At 41.2% G+C, this 13,682-nt stretch carries 9 protein-coding genes; 5 read left to right on the top strand and 4 right to left on the bottom strand.

The window, feature by feature from the left end:
* Nucleotides 1-379: 379 nt before the first annotated feature.
* The 3 genes from PluTT01m_RS03830 to PluTT01m_RS03820 all read right to left on the bottom strand — a co-directional run bounded on the left by PluTT01m_RS03830 (nucleotide 380) and on the right by PluTT01m_RS03820 (nucleotide 3,998).
* Nucleotides 380-1,726, bottom strand: coding sequence for a Fic family protein (locus tag PluTT01m_RS03830; protein WP_228957000.1), 1,347 nt, complete (start codon nucleotides 1,724-1,726; stop codon nucleotides 380-382).
* A gap of 192 nt (nucleotides 1,727-1,918) precedes the next feature.
* Nucleotides 1,919-2,470 carry a dihydrofolate reductase family protein gene (locus PluTT01m_RS03825; RefSeq protein ID WP_011145117.1) on the bottom strand — a complete coding sequence of 184 codons (552 nt, stop codon included), beginning with the start codon at nucleotides 2,468-2,470 and terminating at the stop codon, nucleotides 1,919-1,921.
* 496 nt (nucleotides 2,471-2,966) lie between these two features.
* Nucleotides 2,967-3,998, bottom strand: coding sequence for a hypothetical protein (locus PluTT01m_RS03820; RefSeq protein WP_011145116.1), 1,032 nt, complete (start codon nucleotides 3,996-3,998; stop codon nucleotides 2,967-2,969).
* A 955-nt stretch (nucleotides 3,999-4,953) separates the two neighbouring features.
* Between PluTT01m_RS03820 and PluTT01m_RS03815 the strand changes: the two genes are divergently transcribed.
* The 3 genes from PluTT01m_RS03815 (at nucleotide 4,954) to PluTT01m_RS03805 (ending at nucleotide 9,145) form a co-directional block, all read left to right on the top strand.
* On the top strand, nucleotides 4,954-5,463 hold the full coding sequence (locus PluTT01m_RS03815; RefSeq protein ID WP_011145115.1) for a sigma-70 family RNA polymerase sigma factor: 510 nt from the start codon (nucleotides 4,954-4,956) through the stop codon (nucleotides 5,461-5,463).
* Nucleotides 5,442-6,455, top strand: coding sequence for a FecR domain-containing protein (locus tag PluTT01m_RS03810; RefSeq protein WP_011145114.1), 1,014 nt, complete (start codon nucleotides 5,442-5,444; stop codon nucleotides 6,453-6,455). Before PluTT01m_RS03815 ends, PluTT01m_RS03810 begins: the two co-directional genes overlap by 22 nt.
* A gap of 86 nt (nucleotides 6,456-6,541) precedes the next feature.
* On the top strand, nucleotides 6,542-9,145 hold the full coding sequence (locus PluTT01m_RS03805) for a TonB-dependent receptor (RefSeq protein WP_011145113.1): 2,604 nt from the start codon (nucleotides 6,542-6,544) through the stop codon (nucleotides 9,143-9,145).
* Between the two features lie 337 nt (nucleotides 9,146-9,482).
* Here PluTT01m_RS03805 and PluTT01m_RS03800 read toward each other — a convergent pair whose 3' ends face one another.
* Entirely contained in the window at nucleotides 9,483-10,496 is a 1,014-nt protein-coding gene (locus PluTT01m_RS03800; RefSeq protein ID WP_011144854.1) for an IS630-like element ISPlu10 family transposase, read from the bottom strand.
* A gap of 227 nt (nucleotides 10,497-10,723) precedes the next feature.
* On the opposite strand from PluTT01m_RS03800, the gene PluTT01m_RS03795 reads away from it, so the two are divergent.
* Both PluTT01m_RS03795 and PluTT01m_RS03790 read left to right on the top strand, forming a co-directional pair.
* Complete coding sequence (locus tag PluTT01m_RS03795) at nucleotides 10,724-11,839, top strand: PLL family lectin (RefSeq protein WP_011145112.1); 1,116 nt, start codon at nucleotides 10,724-10,726, stop codon at nucleotides 11,837-11,839.
* Nucleotides 11,840-12,382: 543 nt separating this feature from the next.
* Nucleotides 12,383-13,492, top strand: a complete 1,110-nt coding sequence (locus PluTT01m_RS03790) for a PLL family lectin (protein WP_011145111.1) — start codon at nucleotides 12,383-12,385, stop codon at nucleotides 13,490-13,492.
* Nucleotides 13,493-13,682 lie beyond the last annotated feature (190 nt).

Below are 13,682 nucleotides of genomic sequence, written 5' to 3'. Positions count from 1 at the left end.
CTCTGAGCATTAAGCCAGAATTAAAGTAACATCGTAGTGCCAAGGAACCGTTTGACCGGGTAGCCAACCTATACTCATCTATATGATAAATAAAGATAATTACATGTAAGGTCCATACCCGTTTTACCAAAGGTTCATTTACACTGATAACCCTGCGTATATGATGTCAGGCCAAGGTAAGATGAAAGTACTGATGGGTGTTTAGCGATGTCAATTACAATTATTCCACAAATCGCTTTTAATTCTTATCTGCATAGGTTTAATCCCTAATGCGGCGGCATAACAAAAGAGCTAATTAATCGCTTATCTAAGATAATGACGTAATTAATCCGGAAATTTTTTATGACCATGCAGCCATTCAATAGCGTCAATACAAAGACTATCGGTGTTTTCGCTTCCATTTTTCAAATTGCAAAGGTCGGAGACCATACCTTGCCAACACACCTTCATGTAATCGCCGTAATTCCTCAATAACTAATGCCTTTAACGTGTCACGTTCAGATTGACTTAATTCATCAGAAATTAATTTATCTATCACGTCAATTGAATCCATCTCTGGCGTGGCAACTACCCGATAAACGATCTGCTTAATCACATTTCGATATTGTAATCTTAACGGATCTGGTGTGGTTATTCCCTGCGTGACAGCCAAATATTCTCGGGCAGAACGCTCATAAGCCCATAGATAAAGATCTCGTAGTAATTCAACTCGGGTCATTTCATAAATACCAAGCATTGCACGGCTATATGCCTCTTCCGGTACATCGACAAAAGTTAACGGACATAGATTTGAACGAATCAACGGTAAATTAGCTGCCAGGCGGGAAGTTCGTTTATTGACATCAGCAAAAGGCTGTAAATACGGCAAATGGATCATCATAAAAAAGGATTGCTCAAATGGATCTGATATAGCTCGTGCTTTCCCGAGCAACGAATCCAAAATTTCACTGATATGGGCCTCACCCGATAAAGGTCTGAAAACACTTTTTCCTATTTCAACTTGATGTTGACGGATACGTCCTTCATAGACAGGATTAGATAATAAATTTTCAGATAATGTACTGTGTAAATTGAGAACGGTATATCGATTAAAATCAAGTTCCTCAATACCATCGACAAGTAATTCAATAGCGGCTTTATGGTTTAGGATCATTTGAGTTTCAATCGCGTTTTTTCCTACCGCAATTTTTCCATATTCAATCAACTTCACCGTATCCAATCGACTGTAAGTGTTTCCTTCCAAATAACTTGAAGCCCACGATAAATCAATGAGCAAACGATCCAAGATAGCTCTACCATAGGTTCCCGCTGGCTGTGAGATTTGTTTCGTATCTCCAATTCGCCAAAGCTGATTACGAATTGGAACCGACAGATAATAAGTGACATTCGGCTCATATGATTCCAGAAACTCTCGCTGATAACCGACAGGCGTCCTCGCTTTGATGGGTTGATCAATATAACGAAGAATATCCTGGCTATCTTCAGACAGTGGAATATAGCTCGGGAAATTATCCGATCTATCCGCTACTGAATCTGATGTTTCCTCCGTAGCGATAACATAGCGGCGATTTCGACCTTCACCCAATATCTGTACTTTCTTATTTTCAACAAGTCGCCCCAGCCAACGTTGAACAGTCCTTCTAGGAACGGAGGGATGCTCCACCAATAAATCCGAAACAGACATAGGTTGTGATGCAATACACAAAGTTTCATAAATATCAGTCATTAAACTCATGGCGAACAACAGATCCCAGTAAGAACATGGCGCGATTATGGCGCAATTCAGATAATCGCGCCACTTTTGTGCCACTAATATGGCGCGATTATGGCGCAATTAATGTGGGCAATCCATTTGACTGTAGTGTTGAACCTGTTTAGCTAAAAACAGGACAGATGAACATGACAGCAGCAATCTTATTTACGGGGTAGGGGTAGGAGCATCAACATCCAGCAAACTTTCAATAGCGCCGCTACGTAAAAAACGTTGCGTCTTAGGTATGACATGGACTTTTTCACTCACAGGAAAAACCTCAATGCCCGCACCTAAAAATACCGGAATCGTGGTTAAGAATATTTGTTGTAATTCACCAGCCTCAGCAAAATACGCAGCGGTTTTACCTCCCCCAACTAACCAGACATCTTTACCATTAGCCATTTTCTTCGCCTTGGCAGCAATAACTCTTACTGTTTCATTGGTTATGATGATATTCAACCCTTCAGGCGTTGACAGCGCCCTATGAGAAAGAACGAAGGCCGGAACATTTTTGTATGGCCAATCATCCGGTGAATTTGTCATTATCCATTCGTATGTTTGTGCTCCCATAATCACAGCACCAATACCTCGATAAAAATCATCATAAGGTGTTGCATCATCCCCAAGCACAAATTCATATAACCAATCCAGCCCATTGTTTTTATTAGCAATATAACCATCTATTGTCGTAGCGACGTAATAAATTAATTTCGGCATTATTACCTTCCTATTAAACACGATGTTAAAACGCTATATACCCGTTATCCTTCAAGTTGCCTCTTTGTTGGCTGTACTCTCTCACCCCGGTCACATCGTTATCTATGCTCCCGGGGATTCGCTCCCTTGCCGTCGCGATCCATCTTGAAATCCATAGGGTATACACCCAGATTGATGACAGTTAAAATATTTTCAAACCTCCGTCAAAAGGTAACGCGTATTTTCTAAGAAATTATACTTTATAAGATATATATCACCACACATATTTACTTCCATTACTTCATATTTTCGCCAACACAATACATGAAAAAGTAAAACACTAAAGCATCGCTTCCATCCCCTAAAACGTAAATTTCATCATTCAATGCCACTTGGTCACAGATATGAAAAACCCAAGAAATCAAAATAAAAAGTAAAATAAACAACTTAACCAACAAAATATAATATCTATTGGCACTTTAATACTTGATGATGAAATATAGCTCATCCATAAAAGCTAACTTTCATCATCTATAATATTGTTATAGAAGCGATATTCAGGAACTTTAGCCTCATTAATCGTACCAATTCTTACTGGCAAATGACCATACGAATGACATAATAATTTTATATAATTCCAATACTCCCTCTCTGTTTCTATATGTTCTATTAGCGGATCAAAAGCACCATCATAAAACTCAACATTTAATTCTCTGTCATTATTACCTCCATTAATATTCCCACTATTATTTTCTTGTTGAAGAATACATTCTTTATTATCCTTTTCGTGATTCATATTTCCGCGATCTATAATTTCCAACATCTCTTTTATCATTTCTAAGCTATGACAAGCTGTTTGCGGTGAATTGTAGAATAAGCCATCATTAAAAATAGCTTCCATCAATTCATAAAACGCAAACGAGGTTGTTCCCTGTATATATTTGATATTTCTATTATCATATATACCAAAACATTTATCATTCAAAATATCCGTATTATTATCATCATAGCCAATTAATATTTGCCTGTCACTGGCAATGACTGGAATATTTTTAATTTCATGGATATATTCACTGATACTGTAATGCTCTTTATCGCCTTTCCTATAACCCGATGCCATACAAACTGATTCAATATTAAAATATTTTGTCGGCGTATGTTCACGATTAAAATATTCAGACAGTTTTTCATTATCTTTCATATCTTTTCGCTGATATACCCGATGAACCGACGTGATTCTCTGAATGCTGATCCAATCAAATATCGGTTCTTCTTGAGAAGGCTTTCTAATCTCTGCAATGTAAGCAGAAATATCAATTTCCAACCAAGTGCTTAGCATAGCCTGCCACGGTTCTATCGCGAGAAATATATTTGATATTGTTACTCCTTTTTCTATTAGGACCTTATTTCTGAAATATTTCAAGAAAAAGAACGGATCATTTTTACCTAACTGTTCCTGAACTGATAACATCGGCACAGCGATTGTCGTATCGTAATCTGAACGAAATCTCAGAATCGAATCAACACAAATAATTAAAGTACCTTCCATTTTATTCCTCGTTCACTTAAGCTTTTAATATATTAACCACTGTAATTATCGTATATATAACCATCTATTATAGCTATATATCTGAATTTTGCTATTTTTGAATGTCAAATTTATTATTCCAACTGCCTACATTACATCAATATTAAAAGATAATTGCATGATATATTAGGCACTCATCAATAAACCCAACATTATATTACTTTATATCCGTCATCTTTCAAGTTGCCCCTTTGTTGGCTGCACTCTCTCACCCCGGTCACATAGTTATCTATGCTCTCGGGGATTCGCTCCCTTTCCGTCGCGATGCATCTTGAAATCTATTGGGTATACCCCTAAATCTAAAATGATTTAAAATTTTCCCTTGTGAAAATATTTTTAATATTAAATTCAATTTGAAACTATTAAAAAAAATAACTATTCAGATATTCTCAACACCTTAAATACTCGGCTAACAGTAAAACTCAATAGAGGATGAACAAGAGATCAAATCAATTATACCCGTTATCTTTCAAGTTGCTTCTTTGTTGGTTGCACTCGCTCACCCCGGTCACATAGTTACCTATGCTCCCGGGGATTCACTCCTTTGCCGTCGCGATGCATCTTGAAATCCATAGGGTATAGACCATAAATAATAATCAGTTTCTCCATTGATTTAACCTTAAAATATACGTCATTAACGCCTTAATCGTCATTTTAATTTCCTTGAAGTACTACTCATATTCTATAGCACTATAAAGGAATGTTTAGTTTAAATTCTCGATCTCTGTTTAAAATCCTTATAATTTAGCCCTGTCAATCATGATCAAAACGACAAATTAATTCATTAATTTTATTTATAGTAAATAAAAATGCATTTGATCAGCGGGTTCGTATCCATTATTTATTGGTAACGGAAAGCAATTACCTGTAACATACCAAAAGTGATAATGATTTGCATTTACATTGATAGCATAGCATGAAAATGACCGTTAATGTTTTAGACACTCAACAGATCCAGTGGATGTACGTCCACAATCATGATTGGTTATTTCGTTGGCTTAAGCATCGCCTTAACTGCGATGAAACTGCCGCAGACCTGACTCAAGATACTTTTGTTAAATTACTTCGTTCACCTTTACCACAGCAACTTAATGAACCCCGTGCCTACATTGTCACCATTGCTAAGGGGTTGATGGTTAACTGGTATCGTCGCCGCTCACTTGAACAGTCTTATCTGGATTTACTCGTCAGTCTGCCTGAACCGCTTATTCCCGCACCAGAGCAAAAACTTATCATCCTCGAAACACTTCAGGAAATTGATATTATGCTCAGCCAACTCCCCACGCCAGTGCAAACGGTCTTTTTACTTTCCCAGATAGAAGGCATGAAATACGAAGATATTGCAAATCAGATGAATATTTCGCTGTCCACAGTAAAACGTTATATGAAACAAGGCTTTTATCAATGCCTGATAGCGATGGCATAAGAGGGCTTGGTATGGCTTCCTCTGATACATCGTCTTTATCAAGTACACCTTCTGAAAAGATACTTGCCGAAGCCGCAGAATGGTTGACCATTTTACATGATAGCCATGCCAGCGAAGCTGATCGGAATGCCTGCGCTGCCTGGTGTGCACAAAGTCCAGAACATGCTCAAGCCTGGGAACACGCACAGTGTCTGTTAGCACGGTTACACCATTTACCACCGCATATCGCCTCACCTCTGTTAAATAACAAACAGCCCCTTTCCCGTCGAGAAGCCATCAGAAAGCTTACACTTATGTTGTTAATACCGGCTGGCGCATCATCACTCTTTTGGCGATCTGATCAATTTCAGCTTCTCACTGGCGATTATCACACCCAAACGGGGCAAATCCAGCACTGGTCATTACCGGATAACAGCCAACTCACTTTAAATACACAAAGCTCAACAGATGTTCATTATGATGATACCCAACGGCTTATTAGTCTAAAGCTAGGGGAAATCTATATTGAAACCCATAAAGATAACCGCCATCCAGCTCGCCCATTTAAAGTACAAACCAAACAAGGCGTTATTGTGGCATTGGGCACAAAATTCAGCGTCCGCCAACAAGCCTCACACGCTCAGGTGGAAATAGTAGAAGGAGCGGTTCGCATTACGCCAGATAACGGTTTACCACACATACTGCATGCTGGAGAAGCAACCCATTTCACTCAATTTACCGTTGCCCCACAACATACCCGTTCAATAACATCTCTAAGCTGGTTACAAGGCATGATGGTAGCCGATAACTTGCCGCTGGCAACGGTGGTTACTGAACTGAATCGCTATCGTTCCGGCATCATCCGTTGCGATGATGCAGTAGCTCATCTGCGGGTTTCTGGTGCTTTTCCCCTACGGGATACGGATCTGGCACTGCATATGCTATTACAAACCTATCCGCTCTCAATACGCCGCCTGACCCGCTATTGGATTACACTCACCTCACCCAGTTAATAAAAATAATCATTTTTACTGACACTTTTTTCAATCTCATACGGCATAGAAATAAAAGAAGCTGAAAAAGTTATGGAGAACTTACTATGCTATATCAAAAACTTACTATGCCATATCCTGTTGACTGCCAAGATTCACAACCACGTTGGCAGAAAAAGTCTTTAGTCGCACTGTTATTACCATTAATACTGCTACCGACTCGTTCCCTTTACGCCACCACACCAGCAGATACACTCTATTCCGTTCATATTCCACCAGGTTCATTAGGCAATTCGTTGTCCCACTTTGCGGCTCAAACCGGGACAGCGCTCTCCTTCGATCCGAATTTAACCAACGGACTCACAGCACCTTCATTAAACGGTAGTTTCAGCGCTCATCAAGGTTTAGTACAACTGCTCACAGGCAGTCATTTACAACTGTCCCAACGTACCGATGGCAGCTACACGCTAGTAAAAATGACAAAGAAGATGACCAACAAAGGTGTAATCGTACTAAATCCTCTTACGGTAGCTGGCAATCGCGGGTATTCAGGTAATGAACCATTGCGGTTCGGCAGTACCACCATCAAAGGCAAAGATATCGAAAAATTCGGCGTGATCCACCCCGTTGATATTTTCAAAATCACACCGGGGGTATTATCCGGCGAAGCGCGTAGTTCAGGCAGCCTGGATGTGAATATCCGAGGCTTGCAAGGACAAGGCCGAGTCCTAACCACTGTTGATGGCGCATCTAACCAGACCGCGCTTTACCGCGGCTATCAGGGTGTCTCCAACCGTTCCTTTATCGATCCCGATTTCATTGGCCGGGTAGATATCAGTAAAGGCCCGACAGGAAAAGGCGGTATGGGAGCTATTGGGGGAACGGTGGAGATAAAAACCATTGAAGCCAGTGATATCCTCCTCGATGGACAAAAGGCAGGAGTGCGCCTGAAAGGAAGTCTGTTGAACAACCATTCTAATCCTGACGATTATCAACGCAATGACTGGCCTTCCCCATCAAAAACCTCTCTTTTCGATGCTAAAAATCGCACCGGGAGTATTGTTTTCGCGATTGCCGAACCTTCCTATGAATTGCTGTTTGGTGTTTCTCAGCGCAAGCGGGGTAATTACCACTCTGGCAAACACGGACCGGGCGCTAAGGAGCGTGGCATGCCAGGCTATTTGTGTGAGAGTGATCCACAAGATTGCCGCATTCCACAATTCAGTGAACAGATGGCCGGTTATTCGCTGTACGCAATGGGAGATGCCGTACCTAACACTTCCGAAGATAGCCAGTCATTACTGGGTAAAGGAAAAGTTCGTTTTGGCGATGGTCATGAAATCTCGGCTATCATTAGCCATTACCAAAATCTCTACGGGGAATCCTATGTCGCGGATATGGCAAACCTGAGCCAAACATTTATGATCTTGGAACAGGGGCCACTGACACGGCTCAACATGAACAGGCACAGCCTCAACTATAAATGGGAACCTGCGTCAAATCCCTGGATTAATTTGGATATCGGAGTATGGCAAACACGGGTTAACGATCGCCCTCGAACCGCAAATAATACCCTCGGTGATAAAAAATTCATGCGCACAGTCGGGGTGAATTTGAGCAACACCTCATTATTTGATCTTTCAATGCAAGATATTGAGTTGAACTACGGTGCCAGCTTTATTCGTGAACGCACTGGCCCAAGCGCAGGTAAATGGAAATATGCCGTTAATCGGGAAGGAGAACGTAAAGAAGGCCATTTTTTCCTGAGCGGGAACTATATGCTTGCCGACCGCCTGACCCTAATGGGCGGATGGGATTACAAATCCTATCAGATCGAAGATGACAGTCCAGCTCGTCCGGGTAGCTCTTGGTTACCACAACTCACTTCTGGGAAAGTCAACAATAAGCGAGACCATGCTCATGGCTATTGGGTAGGCACTAAGCTTGAACTTAATCATGAAACAGCACTGCATGCCAAATATGCCTACGCCCCACGTTTTCCATCAATGGTTGAAGGTATTCGTGGCTACATGATGAATGTAGACGATCATATAAAACCTGAAATTTCAAAAAATATCGAAGTCGGGCTGACATCACGCTTCCCGGATATCATTGCTCAAAATGATAGCTTCGATATCGCAATATCCTACTTTGATAACCGGGTGAAGGACTATATCAGCCGGTCATGGATGGATGATTACTGGAGTATGTACATCAGTAATATTAAAGAGGCTAAATTTGCCGGATTGGAATTGGCAAGTGTTTACCATAGCGATCACTTTGATGCGCGTTTATCGATGAATTACTACACAAAAGTCAAATTCTGTACGGAAAATGACGGGTGCATCGCACGTAGTCTCCCTTCGGATTATGCAACTAATCATATTCCGCCTAAATATGCGGTATCACTCGATCTGACACAGCGATTTTTAAATGACAATGTATCTGTCAACGCCAGAGTTTCCCATTATGGACAAAGATCTGTACCAGCAGGAAAACCAAGACGCGGTTCTGCTCCTCTGTTGGCACCCATTATTTGGCGGCCTGCAACTGTAGCCGATATCTCTCTGACTGCCCGTATAAATAAGCATGTCGAATTTGAGCTCGGTGTGGATAATGTGTTCGACAAATATTATATCCAACCTCTTAGCCTCGGCTATATCCCTTCACCGGGCAGAACGTTTCGTGCCGGTATCACAACTTATTTTTAAATTCATTCGTTAAGCTGGTGGCATATCCATGATATGCCACTTTCTGGTAAAAGGGCGAGGATGAAAGCGATATAAATTATTTTCCCTTATTTTTCTGGAATTAATGCAACTTTCAAAATATATTTAAAATAGAAATTAAATGAAACTTTAAAATAATGAAATAGTTTACATGTAATTAATTGTTTTTAAATGATTGTATGTAAAAATATATATCAGCCTATAGAGATTTATAATATACAATCATACCTTATCGATAACTTAATTTCATAAATTAATTTCATAAATTAATTTCAAATAAAATAAATAACTTTTCATAATTATAATACACTCACTCTTTTTATTCTCTGCTATTCCTGTAGGGACATGAATTTAAAAACGTTTTCACTTTCTCAAGCAATTGCCACATATACTGACAGCCATGATTTCGTGTCACCGTTTCATGTAAGGATTGCCACAGACGCTCAATTTTATTCAGCCAGGGTGAATAAACAGGTAAAAACAACAGATTAAATTTAGGATGACAAGCCAGCCAATCTCTGACCCGTCGGCTTTTATGGATACTGTAATTATCCAAAATCAAAGTGAGGGTTTCAGCATGACAATACTGGCGTTCAAGTTCTTCCAATACATTGATAAATAACTGAGAATTCTTATTTAACCCGTCAGCATAAGTCACTTTTCCCGTTTGAACATTCAGGCAACCTGCAAAATAATGTTTTTGGTTTTTTCCTGGTGTCACTATACGTTTCTGTTGCCCTTTTAAATACCAGTCAGCCCCGATTTTTGGATTCAGCTCGATGTCGACTTCATCTTCATAAAAAACGGGATGTTTTTCTGAACACGTTGACAATGCCTCGGTAATTTTCGCCATTTTTTCATGGTACTCGGGATCGGGTAATTTAAGCGTCGGGGCTGCCCTTCGCCACACGATACCCATTTTATGTAAGTAACGATAGAAGGTACTGATGGATAATTTTATGTTTAATAATTCATTGATTTTAATTATAAAAAACTCAAGACTCCAGCGAGAACGCAGGCAGCCCAATTGCTGGGGAGAATATTGCAATAAAAAAGACAGTAAAGGATAAAGCGGGATTAAATTCCAGACAGCGGGTCTGCCCACAGGCAGGCTTTTGAGTCCTTCCAGACCATATAAAGTCAACCAGTTTATCCAGCGATAGACAGAAGAACGACTGGCGCAAAGGGTTTTGGCGACCAGAGAGACAGACTCGCCTCGATGCAGCATCAATATGGCCATGAGCCTGCGAGCATAATCTTTATCTCGGGTGTTCTGGATAATTTTTTTCATCTGGCGTCGTTCATTGCGGGGTATAGGTGCTATGATAGGCATAACTCAGTCCGTTTAGTGGTTTGGGATTATCTACAATTGATCAGATTGCAAAAATTGGACTGAGTTCCCTCCAAGTGTTCTACTATTTTGAAAAGTTATTTATTAGCCATTATTTTTTAAGAAAAATAAGAACATAAATGAAAAGATTAATTTTAAAGAATTAAGACATTAATTATTAAATGACTTTTTGGTTAATCTAAAAAATTATTTTTAACGAGGATATATATATGAAAAAAGAACCGATTAAAACATCAAATCCAGATAATACCGAATCATCTGATGCAAATGAGGTTGAAATCGAAAACCCTACCATCGCGGCGTCTGGCATTGTCTCAGTGGCGAACACCTCTGATGGTCGGATCGAGGTTTTCGGTGTAGGTGGCGATAATGCAGTGTGGCGCAATGGGCAAACGACACATACAGGCGCTTCCTGGACCGGCTGGAGCTCACTCGGTGGAAGTGTGACCAGCAAACCCGCCGCTTATCTCAATTCAGACGGTCGATTAGAAGTATTCGTACGTGGCTCAGATAACGCGTTATGGCATAACTGGCAAACCACACCCAACGCTAGTTGGTCAGGCTGGCAATCTTTAGGCGGAGCGCTCACCAGTAACCCTGCGGTATATATCAACGCCGATGGTCGGCTTGAGGTCTTCGCCCGCGGCCTCGATAATACACTCTGGCACATTTGGCAAACCGCTCCCCACTCTAATCCGTGGTCAAGCTGGTATTCTCTGGGCCACGTGATCACCAGTAACCCAGCCGTCCATATCAATGCCGATGGTCGGCTTGAAGTCTTTGCCCGCGGGGCCGATAACGCACTTTGGCACATCTGGCAAACCGCTCCCCATTCCGGTTATTGGTCAGGCTGGCACTCTTTGGGTGGCGTTCTCTCCAGTGACCCAGTGGTAGCCCGCACTGTCGATGGCCGACTAGAGGTTTTTGTGCGTGCTGTCGATAATGCACTCTGGCATATCTGGCAAACGGCCCCCAATTCTAGTCAGTGGTCTAATTGGGCCTCATTGGGTGGTACTATCACCAGCGCACCAGCGGTAATAAAATACTTCGACAATCGGCTTGTCGTCTTTGCACGTGCCATCGATAACGCACTCTGGCACATCTGGCAAAATGATACCCATTCCGGTTCATGGTCCAACTGGGGCTCATTGGGTGGTGGACTTTCCAGCGGCCCAGATGTCGTGGAAAACGCTAATGGCTATATTGAAGTCTTTGTACGCGCCACCGATAACGCACTCTGGAACATCAAGAGGACGAGTCCATCATCATGGTCCTCTTGGGCCTCCCTAGGGGGAACATTAATCGACGCCTCAGCAATCAAATAATCTGAAAGGAGCCAAATTCGAACAACATATACGTAATTTTCTGGCCCGGTGCATTAGAGAAAGCATTCACTACTCTGCATCAGGCCAGCAATACTTCAATTTTCTGGTGTTATCCCAATATTCGATATGTAAACCTGACATTCTCGTATTTTATTAACGATAAACATATAGTTTTATCCATCTGAAATAGACTTTTAATTGAATTATCTAGAAAGTAATCTCTAACAAAGTAACCGCTTGGTTATCAGATAATTATAATAAAACTAGAACAATTATGATAAAAATACATTTTAAAATAGGAAAACATTTCATCTATAATTTATTATTTTTGAATAAATGCATGTGAATATATAAACACAGGTAGTTTTATAATGTAATATCATATTTATTTGACACTTTCCTGTTCATAAACCAGTATCAAATAGAACATTCATTATTTCTCTAAAAATAAAAGTGAGAATATTAATTCACAGAATTAAATATCTCACTTATTAAATAACTATTTAGTGAGCAAAAGAAATTATTTCTAACGAGGATACATATATGCAACAAGAATCTATTAATACATCAAATCCAGATAATACCGAATCATATGTTAAAAAAGATGAGGTAGAAATCGAGAGCACTGCAACCGGGTTGTCTGAAATTGTCTCAGTGGCAAACACCTCCGACGGTCGACTCGAAGTTTTCGGTGTAGGTTCTGACCATGCTGTGTGGCACAATTGGCAATTAACACCATACTCAAACTCTCCCTGGTCCGGCTGGCTCTCACTTAATGGCAACGTGACCAGCAAACCCGCCGTTTATGTCAATACAGACGATCGATTGGAAGTATTCGTCCGTGGCTCCGATAATGCGTTATGGCATAACTGGCAGATTGCTCCCAATCTCGGTTGGTCAGGCTGGCAATCTTTAGGGGGTTCAATTGCTAGTAACCCAGCGGTCTATGTCAACACCGATGGTCGACTCGAAGTCTTTGTACGTGGCTCCGATAATGCACTTTGGCACCTCTCTCAAACTGCCGCTCATTCCAATCCGTGGTCAAGCTGGCAATCTTTGAATGGCAACATCATCGGCAACCCAGCCGTCCATATCAACTCCGACGGTCGGCTTGAAGTCTTTGTACGTGGCTCCGATAACGCACTTTGGCACATCTCTCAAACCGCCCCTGATTCCAACCTGTGGTCAAATTGGGAGTCACTCAACGGCTCAATTAGTAGCGACCCTGCGGTTATTGGCACCGTTGATGGTCGACTGGAAGTCTTTGTGCGTGGTTCCGATAACGCACTTTGGCACAATTGGCAAACTGTTCCCCATTCCGGTCCGTGGTCAGGCTGGGTCTCGTTGAACGGCAATATCATCAGCGCACCAACTGTAGCGAGGAATTGGGACAACCGGCTAGAAGTCTTTGTATGCGGTGCCGATAACGCACTCTGGCACATCTGGCAAACTGTTTCTCATTCCGGCCCGTGGTCGAGCTGGGCCTCATTGAACGGCAATATCATCAGCGCACCAACTGTGGCGCAAGACGCCGATGGCCTGCTGGAAGTTTTTGTACTTGGCTCCGATCATGCACTCTGGAATATCAGGCAAACCACATCACCATCGTGGTCCCCTTGGTTATCCCTTAATGGCTCCTTAATCAGCACTTGAGCAATCAAATAATCTAGCTTCGCACAAAGCGAGCACAACTTTCCGGCCTGATGCATTAGAGAAAACATTCACTACTCTGCATCAGGCCAGTATTACCTAATGTGCTGGAATTAATCCAATAGCCAGATGACGAATTTTGTACTTTAATAACGATCATCAGATATTTTGAATAAAAAAACAAATATAACCG

The organism is Photorhabdus laumondii subsp. laumondii (genome assembly GCF_003343245.1).
In the GTDB taxonomy this organism is placed as follows: domain Bacteria; phylum Pseudomonadota; class Gammaproteobacteria; order Enterobacterales; family Enterobacteriaceae; genus Photorhabdus; species Photorhabdus laumondii.
The sequence above is the reverse complement of the archived record's forward strand: the minus strand, read 5'-3'. Positions and strand labels throughout refer to the sequence as shown.

Bases quoted from the DNA above. Each gene is read 5' to 3' on its own strand.
- PluTT01m_RS03830 (WP_228957000.1), bottom strand. From the start codon at position 1,726: ATGACTGATATTTATGAAACTTTGTGTATTGCATCACAACCTATGTCT.
- PluTT01m_RS03825 (WP_011145117.1), bottom strand. From the start codon at position 2,470: ATGCCGAAATTAATTTATTACGTCGCTACGACAATAGATGGTTATATT.
- PluTT01m_RS03820 (WP_011145116.1), bottom strand. From the start codon at position 3,998: ATGGAAGGTACTTTAATTATTTGTGTTGATTCGATTCTGAGATTTCGT.
- PluTT01m_RS03815 (WP_011145115.1), top strand. From the start codon at position 4,954: ATGAAAATGACCGTTAATGTTTTAGACACTCAACAGATCCAGTGGATG.
- PluTT01m_RS03810 (WP_011145114.1), top strand. From the start codon at position 5,442: ATGCCTGATAGCGATGGCATAAGAGGGCTTGGTATGGCTTCCTCTGAT.
- PluTT01m_RS03805 (WP_011145113.1), top strand. From the start codon at position 6,542: ATGCTATATCAAAAACTTACTATGCCATATCCTGTTGACTGCCAAGAT.
- PluTT01m_RS03800 (WP_011144854.1), bottom strand. From the start codon at position 10,496: ATGCCTATCATAGCACCTATACCCCGCAATGAACGACGCCAGATGAAA.
- PluTT01m_RS03795 (WP_011145112.1), top strand. From the start codon at position 10,724: ATGAAAAAAGAACCGATTAAAACATCAAATCCAGATAATACCGAATCA.
- PluTT01m_RS03790 (WP_011145111.1), top strand. From the start codon at position 12,383: ATGCAACAAGAATCTATTAATACATCAAATCCAGATAATACCGAATCA.